Annotated in this window: 13 protein-coding genes; 4 read left to right on the forward strand and 9 right to left on the reverse strand. The window is 57.7% G+C overall.

Annotation, left to right across the window (positions count from 1 at the left end; translation table 11 throughout):
- The first annotated feature begins 14 nt into the window (after window positions 1–14).
- On the forward strand, window positions 15–461 hold the full coding sequence (locus tag ACR0L1_RS02420; RefSeq protein ID WP_170769154.1) for a DUF4174 domain-containing protein: 447 nt from the start codon (window positions 15–17) through the stop codon (window positions 459–461).
- Window positions 462–537: 76 nt separating this feature from the next.
- On the opposite strand, the gene ACR0L1_RS02425 is transcribed toward ACR0L1_RS02420, so the two are convergent.
- A complete protein-coding gene (locus ACR0L1_RS02425) occupies window positions 538–2,583 on the reverse strand; it encodes an acetyl-CoA carboxylase biotin carboxylase subunit (RefSeq protein ID WP_480503210.1) in 2,046 nt (681 codons plus the stop codon).
- Between the two features lie 114 nt (window positions 2,584–2,697).
- A complete protein-coding gene (locus ACR0L1_RS02430) occupies window positions 2,698–2,901 on the reverse strand; it encodes a hypothetical protein (protein WP_170769152.1) in 204 nt (67 codons plus the stop codon).
- A 650-nt stretch (window positions 2,902–3,551) separates the two neighbouring features.
- Here ACR0L1_RS02430 and ACR0L1_RS02435 point away from each other — a divergent pair.
- Complete coding sequence (locus ACR0L1_RS02435) at window positions 3,552–4,709, forward strand: DcaP family trimeric outer membrane transporter (RefSeq protein ID WP_480856959.1); 1,158 nt, start codon at window positions 3,552–3,554, stop codon at window positions 4,707–4,709.
- 89 nt (window positions 4,710–4,798) lie between these two features.
- Here ACR0L1_RS02435 and ACR0L1_RS02440 read toward each other — a convergent pair whose 3' ends face one another.
- The 3 genes from ACR0L1_RS02440 to ACR0L1_RS02450 form a co-directional block, all read right to left on the reverse strand.
- The gene (locus tag ACR0L1_RS02440) at window positions 4,799–5,152 is read right to left on the reverse strand and encodes a hypothetical protein (protein WP_480856961.1); all 354 of its coding nucleotides are present in this window, start codon (window positions 5,150–5,152) and stop codon (window positions 4,799–4,801) included.
- 136 nt (window positions 5,153–5,288) lie between these two features.
- Window positions 5,289–5,648 (reverse strand): DUF6497 family protein, encoded by a 360-nt coding sequence (locus ACR0L1_RS02445; protein WP_174819314.1) that lies wholly within the window; start codon window positions 5,646–5,648, stop codon window positions 5,289–5,291.
- Between the two features lie 238 nt (window positions 5,649–5,886).
- Window positions 5,887–7,419 carry an acyl-CoA carboxylase subunit beta gene (locus ACR0L1_RS02450; RefSeq protein WP_170788274.1) on the reverse strand — a complete coding sequence of 511 codons (1,533 nt, stop codon included), beginning with the start codon at window positions 7,417–7,419 and terminating at the stop codon, window positions 5,887–5,889.
- 183 nt (window positions 7,420–7,602) lie between these two features.
- Here ACR0L1_RS02450 and ACR0L1_RS02455 point away from each other — a divergent pair, with 183 nt between their 5' ends.
- Complete coding sequence (locus tag ACR0L1_RS02455) at window positions 7,603–8,808, forward strand: multidrug effflux MFS transporter (protein WP_480856964.1); 1,206 nt, start codon at window positions 7,603–7,605, stop codon at window positions 8,806–8,808.
- A 65-nt stretch (window positions 8,809–8,873) separates the two neighbouring features.
- On the forward strand, window positions 8,874–10,274 hold the full coding sequence (locus ACR0L1_RS02460) for a helix-turn-helix domain-containing protein (protein WP_170769147.1): 1,401 nt from the start codon (window positions 8,874–8,876) through the stop codon (window positions 10,272–10,274).
- Between the two features lie 70 nt (window positions 10,275–10,344).
- On the opposite strand, the gene ACR0L1_RS02465 is transcribed toward ACR0L1_RS02460, so the two are convergent.
- The 4 genes from ACR0L1_RS02465 to betI form a co-directional block, all read right to left on the reverse strand.
- Entirely contained in the window at window positions 10,345–10,584 is a 240-nt protein-coding gene (locus ACR0L1_RS02465) for an HP1242/YdcH family protein (protein WP_170769146.1), read from the reverse strand.
- 78 nt (window positions 10,585–10,662) lie between these two features.
- Window positions 10,663–12,321, reverse strand: a complete 1,659-nt coding sequence (gene betA / locus ACR0L1_RS02470; RefSeq protein ID WP_480856966.1) for a choline dehydrogenase — start codon at window positions 12,319–12,321, stop codon at window positions 10,663–10,665.
- Window positions 12,322–12,409: 88 nt separating this feature from the next.
- Window positions 12,410–13,918 (reverse strand): choline-sulfatase, encoded by a 1,509-nt coding sequence (betC, locus tag ACR0L1_RS02475; protein WP_480856968.1) that lies wholly within the window; start codon window positions 13,916–13,918, stop codon window positions 12,410–12,412.
- Window positions 13,915–14,487, reverse strand: coding sequence for a choline-binding transcriptional repressor BetI (gene betI, locus ACR0L1_RS02480; RefSeq protein ID WP_480503216.1), 573 nt, complete (start codon window positions 14,485–14,487; stop codon window positions 13,915–13,917). The genes betC and betI overlap by 4 nt, the downstream gene beginning before the upstream one ends.

Here is a 14,487-nt window from a genome sequence, read left to right on the forward strand (position 1 = left end):
GAACAGGAGGCCCCATGACACGCACGCTTGCCCTTGTTTTCTCGGCACTAATCCCGCTGGCTGCGATGGCGGCCGATGGGTCCGCACCTGCGGAAGATGAGTTTGTTCGACCCGCAGGCGACAGCGAACTGTCCGAGTTTCTGTGGGTCAACCGGCCCATCATCGTCTTTGCCGATACCCCCGCCGATCCGCGATTCCAGCAACAGATCGACATGCTGGTCGAAGGCGAAGCCGCGATGCGTGATCGCGATGTGATTGTCATCACCGACACGGACCCGTCTGACCGCTCCCCGATCCGCTCGCAATTGCGCCCGCGCGGGTTCCAGATGGTGTTTGTCGACAAGGACGGCGTGGTAAAACTGCGCAAACCGTCCCCTTGGAGCGTGCGTGAGATTGGCCGATCCATCGACAAAACCCCCCTGCGCGAACGCGAGATTCGCGAACGGCGCGAGGGCGGTTGAGCGCCTTCGCCACGCCCCAAGTTCCCGGCGCAGAACGCCGTGACGTCATAGGGATATGACAATAGCACGCTCATGATCATTCGAACTCGATGATCACATCGTCCACGGCAAGGCTGTCACCAGGGCCCGCGTTGATCTTGGCGACCACGCCTTTTTTCTCGGCGCGCAGAATGTTTTCCATCTTCATCGCCTCGACGGTGCACAGCGCCTGACCTTCCTGTACTTCTTGCCCCACTTCGACGTCGATCTTCACGATCAGGCCGGGCATCGGGCAGAGCAGCATTTTCGAAGTATCTGGCGGCAGTTTCTCGGGCATCAACTTGGCCAGTTCCGCCTGACGCGGACGGCGGATATGCACCTTCAGGTCTGCACCCCGGTTGCGGATACGGAACCCACCTGAAATTTTGCCGACCTTCATGACCAGCGACTCTCCGTCGACATCCAAAACAGCCAGTTGGTCGCCCGGTGTCCAATCCGAGGCAATCCGCAGGCTCGTGCCGTCCGAGAAGGCAACCGTCGCGCCCTCTTTATCCGCTTCGATCCTGACGTCGAACTCCTGACCCTGCAGCGCAACATTCCAATGCGCGCCGACCTTGCGCTCGTGGTTGTCCATACGGCCCGAGACGCGGGTGCGACGAATTTCAGCGACACGGTACATGGCCGCGCAAGACGCTGCGATACGGCGCAGGTCTTTTTCTGGCAGGGTGACGCCTTCAAAACCGTCGGGATATTCTTCGGCGATGAAAGCGGTGGTCATGTCGCCACTGATGAATTTGGGATGATCCATCACCGCTGACAGGAATGGCAGGTTGTGACCAATGCCCTCGACCTCGAAACTGTCGAGCGCCACACGCATCGCCTCGATCGCTTGATCACGAGTCGGGGCCCAGGTGCACAGTTTGGCGATCATCGGGTCGTAATACATGCTGATCTCGCCACCTTCATAGACGCCGGTATCGTTGCGGACAGCGGCGGGTCCTTCAGGCGCGTCGCCTTGCCACTTACCGTTCACCAACATCGGACCAGCCGCAGTTTCCTGTGGTGGGCGATAGCGGGTCAGACGGCCAATCGACGGCAGGAACCCACGATATGGGTCCTCGGCATAAAGGCGGTTTTCAATCGCCCAGCCGGTCAGGGTCACGTCATCTTGGGTAATCGACAGCTTTTCACCTGCCGCCACGCGGATCATCTGTTCGACCAGATCGACGCCGGTGATCAACTCGGTCACAGGGTGTTCCACCTGAAGGCGGGTGTTCATCTCCAGGAAGTAGAAGTTCTTTTCCCCATCCACGATGAACTCGACGGTTCCGGCGCTGGCATAGTTCACGGCCTTGGCCAGCGCGACAGCTTGTTCACCCATCGCCTTACGCGTTTCCGGGTCAAGGAACGGCGACGGAGCTTCTTCCACAACCTTCTGGTTCCGGCGTTGGATCGAGCATTCACGTTCGCCCAAGTAGATACCGTTGCCGTGGCTGTCGCACAGAACCTGAATCTCGATATGCCGCGGCTGGGTCACGAATTTTTCAATGAAAATCCGGTCATCGCCAAAGGAATTCGCGGCCTCGTTCTTGGACGATTGAAAACCCTCACGCGCTTCTTCATCATTCCACGCGATGCGCATGCCTTTGCCGCCGCCCCCAGCGCTGGCCTTGATCATTACTGGATAACCTATGTCGTTGGAAATCTTCACGGCCTCATCGGCGTCCTCGATCAGGCCCATATAACCCGGCACCGTCGACACGCCTGCGTCCTGCGCAATCTTCTTCGAGGTGATCTTGTCGCCCATGCTTTCGATCGCACCCACCGGAGGGCCAACAAAGGCTACGCCCTCGGCCTCAAGCGCCTCGGCGAACTTGGCGTTTTCAGACAGGAAGCCGTAACCGGGGTGCACCGCCTGAGCACCGCTTTGACGGATCGCGTCCATCACCTTGTCAATCACGATATAGGACTGGTTCGCGGGGGGCGGGCCGATATGTACGGCCTCATCCGCCATCGACACATGAAGCGCGTTGCGGTCCGCGTCCGAGTAGATGGCGACGGTGCCAATTCCCATTTTGCGCGCGGTCTTGATGACCCGACATGCGATCTCGCCCCGGTTGGCGATCAGGATCTTGTTGAACATGGAACGTCCTTTGTCTTGATGTTTGAGAAACGCAAAACGCCGCCGCGGGGCATAGACCCCACGACGGCGTTTCGCGCGATGACGGTCGAGGCGACACGCGCCCCGTTGATTTCTTTACCTACAGTTGTTTTGCGTTTTGCAATACAATACGTTGCCAGCGGCCCCGACGGCTGCGCCCACGATGGGGTCCGCGTTGAGAACGGCGGCACCCAGCGCCCCCGCGCCGCCGCCGAACAGCGCCTGTTCGCCAAAGTTGTCGCCGCAGGCCGACAGGCCCCCGCAGACGGCCAGCGCCAGTGCCAGTTTCGAGAATTGCATGATGTCTGCCCCTTCAGAATTATTACTGCATTCGAACGCTGATGTCGGATTTGCGGAGTGATATTCAATAACACCAGGGCAAATTGGAGAATATGCGCAGGTTTTTGCCGTCCTAGAACCGATTCATGGACAAAGAAAAACGCGGGCAGGGTTTTGTGTAACTCACAAGCCTGCCCGCGGTAGGAAGGGGTACGGAATAGTAGGTGCATGTGCGACGCAGGCAAAGTAGAGCCGCACGGCCCGCTCAACATGCACGGTGAAGTTGCACGTGAAAACTGCGATCCACGAGGCACACGGTTTCCGGCTGGAATCTGCCCATTCCCGAAAAAGCCGCGCAAATAAGCGCCTATACCGATTCTCACGCCTTCACGAGGAACTGGGCTCAAAAGCGTCACAAATTCGTTACGATTTACTATCGGAATGAGACACTTTGCAAGTGCAGCATCACTTTTCGCCACCGCAATGTGAACGTCAAAATCCCTTGTATTCCACGTTTTAAATACAGGCTTCACACGCGTGTGAAATCGAACGTTTTTCGGAGCACTTTTTCTTGAGAAATTTACGCTCTGCAGTCCCGATCTCGTGATTTCCAAGAATTTCGCTGCCGTGGAAGGTTGCGCGTGCACACTCGCACACAAGGAAACATCCAAATGATTACAAAGAGAAAAACGGCATCTCTGCTCGCTGCCACTGCGCTCAGTGTGACTGGCACGCTTGCTTATGCCCAGGATGCGAATACGCAGGCCGAACTGGAGGAACTGCGCCTCCGGATCGAAGCCTTGGAATCTCAGGGACCGAACGCGACCCCCGGTGAATTCAGGATCGGGAATACGACGCTGGACGTCTACGGTTACGTCAAAGCCGACTTCTTTTATGACTTCGACTTCGACCAAGGTGACACCGCGTTCGTAAACGTCATCGGTGAGCCTGAGAACGCAACCAGCGGCACTTTTGGTGCGACTGTTCGCCAGTCGCGGATTGGACTGCTGACCAGCACACCCAGCGCCATTGGGGACATTGGCGGGCAGTTGGAACTTGACCTGTTTGCAGGCGGTGGTGCCGCCGAGTTGCGCCTGCGTCACGCCAACATCCGCATTGGTGACGCATGGTTGATTGGTCAGTTCTGGACCAACTTCCAGCCGCTGGACACCTATCCGACCTCGGTCGAATTTAACGGTCCCGTCGGTATCGCCTTTGCCCGTGTTCCGCAGATCCGTTATACTGTCACCTCGGTTGAAAACACCGATATCGCTTTCGCAATCGAAGAAAACGTCGGCGGATCGAACTCTGATGATCCGGTCTTCACCGCGTCGGCTGAATACAATGACGGCAAATACATCGGACGCATTGCCGGCCTTTACGGTCGCGCGCAAGACGGCGGCGGCCTCAACGAAGTCGACCAGTGGGGCGTGACCCTGTCTGGTTCTGCTCGTTTGTGGGAAGGCGGTTTGTTCCAGGTCAACTACGTGACTGGTCAGGCGCTGGGTCCGTGGCTGATCGGCTTGGGTGATCCGGTCGTTGGCGGTGAAGCCAACGATGTCGACGGTTTCACCGTTGAACTGCGTCAACAAGTCAACGACAAGTGGAATGTTGGTATCGCCTACGGTTACGAAGACTATGACCTTGCCACCTCGACTGGCGATCTGGCCTTCACCGAACTGGAGACGATCCACGTCAATGCTTTCTATCAGGCAACCGAGACTCTGACGCTGAGCGCTGAATACATCTACGGCGAGCGGAACGACGTAATCTCGGGTGAGGACTTTGACGGTAGCCGCGTTCAGGTTGCGGCGCAGTTGAACTTCTGATCGCATATCACGACCCTGCCCCCCAATGCGGGGCAGGGTTTTCCCATTGGGAAACACCCGTGAAGGATATGCGACCTCAGCAAGCACGCTTAGCGCAGTCCGTCAAAGATGTCGGGAAAGGACATCTTGGCCACATCCAGATCAATCACCAAAAGCGCATCATAGCTGGTAGGATCAAACGGATCCTCGGCTGGAACGACTTCGCGTTCGAACAACCAGCTCAGGCGGCCGGCATCCAGATTGCCACGCTCAAATGGTTGATCCCCGAAGTGCTGCCATAGCGCCTCCATAAAACCCGCATCGGCGCGCCGGTCGGCTGGTTTACGATCCCGAAAGCGCTCGCGCCGGGTCAGGGGCGTTACCCCCTTGGGGTTGGCGCGGCGAATGGTGAATTGAAAATCTGTTCCGGCAAGGCGCCCCGGAAATCCGCGATGCTTCAGCATATCGCCACCCCGCTGGCATTAGTGCCTTCCGGGAAAAGAAAATCACATCCGTTGATGGACGAGGTCATATCGCACGCCTCCAAAGCTGCATGGCTGGTCAGAAACGCTCTGTCCGTCTTAAAATCAGCATTCATGGTCAGAGCCCCTCCCAGATACACTGCGATTGCTCCAACCGGTAGGCTTCGAAAAACTGCGTGGCATCGGGCTCGGTCTGCCCAAACTCGGTCGGCCGGTCCGACAGCGAAATCACCACGCGCGCAGGATTCAAATCGTATTCGGCGACATAGGCGACAGCCAGCGTTTGGCACAGATGTTGCATGTCCACCGAGGCGACGTCATACCCAATACGACCAACATCTGATCCGATCTTGGGCGCCACAAAGCGAAAGCGCAGCCACAGTTCGCCCGGATTTTCATCCAACAGAACTTGAGTCAGATGAACGGGTTGACCGGACGGCACGGGCAGCTGAGGGGGCGTTTCAGCAACCGCAGGCAAAGTAATATTCAGGAAAAACAGAGTTAAGGCGCAATCCCGGACCCACCAAAGGTGAGCTCCTCTCTCCGGGATTGCGCGCGCATGGCTTTTGGCCCGCGCTTTTCTATTTCTGATAAGGGTATCCATGTATCAGCTTTGCACTCAGAGTCAAACTTGGCCCATTGTAAAAGTTATGTGACATTGGCCGGCAGCGCGTGAATTTCGGCGATTCATCGCGCATACCGAAACCAGCCCTCTGTTACAGAGGGATATTGTCGTGCTTTTTCCATGGGTTCTTAAGCTTCTTGTTCCGCAGGCTTGCGAAGGCGCGCGAAACACGACGTCGCGTCGATTGCGGCATGATCACCTCGTCGATGAAGCCCCGCTCGGCTGCGACAAAGGGATTGGCGAAACGATCTTCGTAATCCTGCGTGTGCTGCGCGATTTTCTCGGCATCACCCAGATCGGCGCGGTGAATGATCTCGGTCGCGCCCTTGGCACCCATCACCGCGATCTCGGCTGTGGGCCAAGCATAGTTGAAGTCGCCGCGCAGGTGTTTGGATGCCATAACGTCATAGGCCCCGCCATAGGCTTTGCGGGTAATCACCGTGACTTTTGGAACGGTGGCCTCGCCATAGGCAAACAACAGCTTTGCACCGTGCTTAATCACGCCACCATATTCCTGGCTGGTACCCGGCAAGAAGCCCGGAACATCGACCAGTGTCAGGATCGGAATTTCAAAGCAATCGCAGAACCGCACGAACCGCGCCGCCTTGCGCGAGCTGTCGATGTCCAGACACCCGGCCAGAACCATCGGCTGGTTGGCGACTACACCTACGGTCTGCCCTTCGAGGCGAATGAAACCGGTGATGATGTTTTTGGCGTAGTCTTCCTGAATTTCGTAGAAGTCGCCCTCATCCGCCACCTTGGTGATCAGTTCCTTCATGTCGTAAGGCGTGTTCGGATTGTCCGGGATCAAGGTATCCAGCGAGGTCTCGATCCGGTCGGGTTCATCAAAGAACGGGCGGACCGGAGGTTTCTCCTGGTTGTTGAGCGGCAGGAAATCGACCAGACGGCGCACTTCGGCCAGCGCCTCAACGTCGTTTTCAAATGCTCCATCAGCGACCGAGGATTTCTTGGTGTGGGTCGATGCGCCGCCCAGTTCTTCGGCGGTAACGACCTCATTGGTGACAGTCTTCACCACGTCAGGGCCAGTTACGAACATGTAGGACGTGTCTTTGACCATAAAGATGAAGTCGGTCATCGCCGGGCTGTACACTGCGCCACCCGCGCACGGACCCATGATGACACTGATCTGCGGCACCACACCCGAAGCCATAACATTGCGCTGGAACACCTCGGCATAACCCGCCAACGAGGCGACACCTTCCTGAATACGCGCCCCACCCGAGTCGTTGATCCCGATCACCGGTGCACCGTTTTGAATCGCCATATCCATGATCTTGCAGATCTTCTGCGCATGGGTTTCAGACAAAGACCCGCCAAACACGGTAAAATCCTGGCTGAACACATAGACCATACGACCATTGATCGTGCCCCAACCGGTGACCACCCCATCGCCCGCAGGCTTTTGGTTTTCCATCCCGAAATCGGTGCAGCGATGACTGACAAACATGTCGAACTCTTCAAAGCTGTCTTCGTCGAGCAGCAGCTCTATGCGCTCGCGCGCAGTCAGCTTGCCGCGCCCATGCTGCGCGTCGATCCGCTTTTGACCACCCCCCAAGCGGGCATTGTTGCGGCGGTTTTCAAGCTCGGTCAGGATGTCTTTCATGACGATAATCCCCTATGTAATTTGGCGGGACACTATACGGACAAAGCGCCATTCCAAAGCAACTTTCGGCAAATTTGCAAAGTTTTGACTACACAGCTAAAGAATAATGCAAAATTGAAAAGTTACATACTCATGTCAAATGGTAGGTGGCATTCCCGAAATCCCAGATTATACCATTGAACCATGCAGTTCGGACCACCTCCCGCACGGCGTTCGCCTCCGTCTATCGCCACGCTGGTACTCTTATCGGGCCTGTCGGCGCTCAGCCTGAATCTTTATTTGCCCAGCCTGCCCAACATGGCCGTGCATTTCCAAACCGACTACAGGGTTATGCAGTTGTCCATCGCGCTGTACCTGATGGTCAGTGCGATCTTGCAGGTTCTCATCGGCCCGATTGCGGACAAGGCCGGTCGCAGACCCGTTTTGCTGTGGGGCATGGCCCTGTTCCTGATCGTAACACTTGGCTGCATCTACGCGCCTAATGCCGAGGTCTTTCTGGCTTTTCGCATGTCGCAGGCGATTATTGTCGTAGGTATGGTCCTCAGCCGGGCAGCTGTGAGAGACCTGTATGATCAGGATCAGGCGGCGTCGATGATCGGCTATGTGACCATGGGCATGGCCGTCGTTCCGATGATCGCCCCGGCAATCGGAGGGCTGTTGGAGGAATCCTTCGGCTGGAAGGCAAATTTCTGGCTGCCTTTCGTGTTGGGTACTCTGACACTGATCCTGTGTTTCAAGGATTTCGGTGAAACCTCGGCCAAAAGCGGCAAGACGCTGCTGCAACAGTTCCGCGAATACCCCGAACTCCTCACCTCGCCCCGCTTCTGGGGTTATTCGATGTCGTCCGCCCTGTCATCCGGCGCGTTTTTTGCCTATCTCGGCGGCGCACCTTTCATCGGAACCGAGATCTTCGGCATGTCCGCAGCCGAGGTCGGCGTTTATTTCGGTGCACCCGCTCTGGGCTATTTTGCCGGGAACTTCATCAGCGGGCGGTTTTCCGTCAAATTCGGTGTGAACCGGATGGTCCTGCGCGGCTGCATTCTGAACGCGTGCGGCGTGCTGATTTCCGCACTGTTGTTCCTGATTGGACTTGGGACACCGCTCAGCTTTTTCGGCTTGATGACGATTGTGGGTATCGGAAATGGCATGACAATTCCCAATGCCACATCCGGAGCCCTGTCGGTGCGCCCGCATCTGGCGGCAACGGCGGCGGGTCTAAGCGGTGCCATCATGCTGGCAGGCGGAGCTGGTCTGAGTGCACTGGCCGGGTTCCTCCTAACCCATGAAACAGGAGCGATGCCGTTGCTTTGGCTGATGCTGATTACCGCTCTGCTTGCCGTAGGCGCGATAGTCTCTGTTATTCGGCGGGAAAGGCAGCTGGGTCTATAGCGGTACTTGCACAGTCATTTTTGCAAAGTTAGCTTGCCGCAACAGAAAAGTTGCAAAGGCCCGCTATGGCGACCCAGAAACTCTATGCCGGTGCGAAACTGCGCGAAATGCGCACGCGCCTGACCCTGACGCAAAAAGAATTCGCTGCCAAACTTGGGGTTTCCCTGCCCTATTTGAACCAGATGGAGAACAACAACCGTCCGATTTCCACCACCGTGGTTCTGGCCTTGGCGCAGGAATTCGGCATGGACGTGACCGAGCTTAGCACTGGTGACAGCGAACGGTTGGTGTCGGATATGCGCGAGGCCCTGGCCGACCCCGTCTTTGATGATGCCACGCCACCTCTTGCCGATCTGCGGCTGGCGGCCTCAAACGCACCGGCATTGGCCCGCGCCTTCATCGCACTGCATCAAACCTACCGCCAAACCCATGAACGGCTGGCCTCACTGGACGAAGCGCTGGGGCGCGAAGACGCGCAGATTCAAGCCAGCCCCTGGGAGGAGGTTCGGGATTTCTTCCATTATTGCGACAACTATATCGACGCCGTCGACCGCGCGGCCGAGCGATTCGCAACCCGCGCACAAGACACTGGCGGCGTGCGTGCCGCCGCGATTAACAGCTTGGCCGAGCGTGACATACGCGTTCAGTTTTCCGATATCGAAGAAACGCGCAAGTATGACGCTGACAGCAAAACTCTTCTGCTGTCCTCCCGCATTGCGCCGCAAACGCAGGTTTTCCAACTCTTGCTGCAAGTAGCGCTGATTCAGCAAAACAAGCTGCTCGAGGCCACATTGGACTTCGCCAAATTCCAGACGGAAGAGGCCCGCGCGATCGCGAAAATCGGTCTGGCGAACTATTTCGCGGGTGCGTCGCTAATGCCCTATGGCACATTTTTGGAGGCGGCGCAGGACTGTCGTCACGATCTCGAGCTGCTCAGCAACCGGTTTGGGGCGTCGATTGAACAGGTAGCGCATCGATTGTCTACCATGCAGCGGCCCGGTGCCAAAGGTATCCCTTTCTTCTTTGTCCGCGTCGATCAAGCGGGCACCATCACCAAGCGCCATTCTGCAACGCGGCTGCAATTTGCCCGGTTCGGAGGCGCCTGCCCCCTGTGGAACGTCCACCGCGCGTTCGAAACACCGGGCCATTTCCTGCGCCAACTGGCGGAGACACCAGACGGGGTTCAATATATCTCGCTGGCGCGGGATGTCTCGAAATCCGGCGGCTCATTCGGGGCCCCCGTACGTCGTTATGCCATCGCTCTGGGTTGCGAAATCCGTCACGCTGAAGCGTTGGTCTACGCCGACAATCTCGATATCAACAATGCCAGCGCTTACGAGCCTATCGGCATCTCGTGCCGAATCTGCGAGCGGCAAAACTGCCACCAACGCTCAGTCCCGCCTCTGGAAAGACGCCTCACGATTGACGCGCACACACGCGGCACCCTCCCCTACGAAGTGACCTGACCTTCTTCTGTTCAGAATACCTCGGGGGAGTCGCCGAAGGCGACGGGGGCAGAGCCCCCGCCCCTGATGTTCAACCCTTGGATAAGATCGACCAGATCTCGTCCTTCAGCGCCGCACGCTTCTTGCGCAGCTCGCCCTCAGCCAGATCTTCCATCGGCTCGACATTGGTTTCAGCGCGATGAACAACACGGTTGATTTCATGATACTCATCCGCCAACCGCGCAAAATGCGCGTCTGATTGCTTGAGCTGGCTCATCAATTCAACTTTGTCCGGAAATTCTTCGGCCAGTTCATGCGGGGTGTGGGACATTCCTGTTCGCTCCTAGAATATATCGTTGCGAGTCAAGTCTATAGATGTCTTCCAAAACCCGCTTTGACGCGGATCAAATCACCGTTGCGCGGTAGCCCATTGCGGATGTATCCACGGGCGATCATTGGCCTTGGGCAAGGCGTCTTTCCCCAGCAGATGGTCCGACATCTTCTCGCCCACCATGATCGAAGGTGCATTGAGGTTGCCATTGGTAATCTGCGGAAAGATCGAGCTGTCGGCGACGCGCAACCCGCCCACACCAATCACGCGCCCTTCAGGGTCCACGACAGCGTGTTTGTCTTCCGCCCGCCCCATCCGGCAGGTACCACACGGGTGATAGGCGCTTTCGGCATGTTCGGCGATGAAAGCGTTCAATTCATCATCTGTTTGAACGTCAGCACCGGGCTGAATTTCCTTGCCGGCATAAGGTTTGAACGCCTCCTGCCCGAAAATCTCGCGGGTCAGGCGGATACAGGTGCGGAAGTCTTCCCAATCCGTCTCATGACTCATGTAGTTGAACTGGATCACAGGGGCATCCTCGGCCCTTTTGGATCGCAATGTCACAGCACCCCGCGACGGCGACCGCATCGGCCCAACATGCGCCTGGAACCCATGCCCCTCGGCCGCCGCCTGCCCGTCATAGCGTACGGCAATCGGCAGGAAGTGGTACTGAATGTCAGGATATTCGACACCCGGCTGCGAGCGAATGAACGCCGCGCTTTCAAACTGGTTCGATGCGCCAAGCCCGGTTTTGGTAAACAGCCACTGCGCGCCGATCAAGCCCTTGCTGATCAGGTTCCAGTGTTTATACAGCGTGATCGGCTGCAGCGATGCCTGCTGGATGTACAGCTCAAGATGGTCCTGAAGGTTCGCACCCACACCCGGACGATCTGCGACCACCTCAATCCCATGCTCGGCCAGATGCGCCGACGGGCCAATCCCTGACAACATCAACAGTTTGGGCGAGTTGATGGACGACGCCGCCAGCACCACCTCGCGCCGGGCGCGAATGACCTCAGTCTTGCCACCGCGCACAAGTTCAACTCCGGTCGCACGGCCATTCTCGATTACGACCTTCGACGCCAGACCCCGCACAATATCGCAATTGTCACGCTTGAGCGCAGGCTTCAGATACGCATTCGCCGCCGACCAGCGCCGCCCCTTCCAGACGGTTTGCTCCATTGGGCCAAAGCCTTCCTGTTTTTCGCCGTTATAGTCGCCCGTGACCTCGTACCCTGCCTGCTGGCCCGCATCGACGAACGCTTTGAACAGCGGATTCTCGCGCGGCCCACGCGACACATGCAGCGGACCATCGGTGCCGCGCCACGCCGTGTCGCCCCCGTGCCCACCGTCGTGCCAGGTCTCCATGCGTTTGTAATAGGGCAGCACGTCCGAATAGGACCACCCATCCGCCCCCATCTCGGCCCAGGTATCAAAGTCCCGCGCATGGCCGCGCACATAGACCATGCCGTTGATCGAGGAAGACCCTCCGATCACCTTACCGCGTGGACAGGCCAAACGACGGTTGTTCAGATGCGGCTCGGGCTCGGAATGATAGCCCCAGTCGTAGCGCGACATATTCATCGGATAGCTCAGTGCAGCCGGCATCTGGATGAACGGTCCAGCATCCGTTCCGCCATGCTCGATCACCAGAACCGAGGCCCCCGCCTCGCTTAGCCGGTATGCCATCGCGCAGCCTGCGGAACCTGCGCCGACGATGACGAAATCTGCTTCCATTTTCGGGTCTCCGTTTCCCACCGGTGCACCAAGATTTTCCATCGAAAAACCTTGGCCGAACCGAAGGGGGTATTACTAAATCAGTCTGTTATTCTCCGCGGGGAAAGCGTTGGCTTTCCTCGACGACATTCAGGTCCATGTGGTTGCGCATGTAACGCTCGGATGCCTTTTGCAGGGGCTGATAATCCCAAGGGTAGTACCCCCCCTGCCGCAGCGCCTCATACACCACCCATCTGCGGGCTTGACTGGCACGTACATCTTCGTCGAACCGGTTTAGATCCCAACGCGCCTCGGACTTGGCACGCAGGGTTTGCAAGGTGCCTGCATGTTCAGGTTTTTCGGCGAGATTTTCCAACTCATGCGGATCGGCCTCAAGGTCGAACAACTGGTCGGGGTCCAACGCGCAACGGTTGTATTTCCACTTGCCATACCGCAGCGAAACCAGCGGCGCGTATGACGCCTCGGCCGCATATTCCATCGCCACGGGCGCAGTCCGCTCGGCGCCTTTAGCCAGCGGCACGAGGTCTTCGCCATCGGTCCATGGTGCGATTTCGGCCATGTCGACACCTGCAAGCGCGCCAAGCGTCGGCGTGACGTCGATGGTCGAGACCGGTGCCTCAATCCGACCTGTTGGTAAATCGGGCGAAGAGATCATCAGCGGCACCCGCGACGAGCCCTCGAAGAAGGTCATCTTGAACCACAGGCCCCGCTCACCCAGCATGTCGCCGTGGTCCGAGACAAACAGGATGGTTGCCTCTTGCCGCGTGGTTTCCAACACTTCGAGGATTTCGCCGATCTTATCGTCCAGATACGAGATATTGGCGAAATAGGCCCGGCGGGACTTGCGGATATCGTCCTCAGAGATGTCAAAGCTACGCCAGTCATTCGCGTCGAAAATCCGTTTGGAATGCGCGTCCTGATTGTCATAGCCAAGGTCCGAAACTTCGGGCAGCAGATGCTCGCAATCCTCGTACAGATCCCAATATTTCCGACGCGCCACGTAGGGATCATGCGGATGGGTAAAGCTGACGGTCACGCACCATGGGCGATCGTCCTTGCCGCGCGCCAGATCATAGAGCTTGGCCTTGGTGTTATATGCGACCTCGTCGTCATATTCCATCTGGTTGGAAATCTCGGCCACGCCGGCACCCGTCACCGAACCCATGTTGTGATACCACCAGTCGATCCGCTCGCCCGGTTTGCGATAATCGGGCGTCCAGCCGAAATCTGCGGGGTAGATGTCAGTGGTCAAGCGGTCCTCGAACCCGTGCAATTGATCGGGGCCGACGAAATGCATCTTGCCTGACAAGCAGGTATAGTACCCAGCCCGGCGCAAGTGGTGCGCATAGGTGGGGATGTCGCTGCGGAACTCGGCCGCGTTGTCATAGACGCCGGTGCGCGAAGGCAACTGCCCGGACATGAAACTGGCCCGGCCAGGCGCACACAAAGGTGAGGCTGTGTAGGCATTGGCAAACCGCGTGGACCGGGCGGCCAGTTTTTTCAGGTTCGGTGCATGCAGCCAATCTGCGGGACCATCCGGAAAAAGGGTCCCGTTCAACTGATCCACCATCAGGATCAGAATGTTGGGTTGTATCATTTTTCAGCCTCAAGAAACGTGTCGAGCACGCGCATTGCGTGGTTAACTGCCAGTTCCGGTTCCTCCGGGGCGTTCAGGGCGGCGTGGATATAAAGGCCGTCAATCAGCGCCACCATGTCATCCGCGACCTCGACAGGGTCCGACAGTAATGGGCGCAGCGCGTTGATCAGATTAGAACGGATGCGCGCCTGGTATATTTTCCAAAGGCGCAGGGCCTCCTCGTTGGTTTGTGCCAGCACATAAAAGGTCATCCATGCAGCGATCACATCGGGCGTAAAGCACGAGGGCGCAAAGCAGGACCGGATAATCGCCTGCGGGCGTTCATCAGGTGCGGCGGAGCTCAGCTCTTGTCGGGCCTCAGCCCCGAAGTCGGACAGGATACGGCGCATGGCCGCCAGGAAAATCTGATCCTTGCCCCCGAAATAATGATGCGCCAGTGCGCTGGACATACCGGCTCGCTTGGCAATCTGACTCACAGTGACGTCGAGGGATTTCTTTGCGCCAAGCTCGGCAATCGTCGCCTTGACGATCGCATCCCGACGGATCGGCTCCATTCCGAGTTTTGGCAT

The organism is Ruegeria sp. J8, from assembly GCF_056531925.1.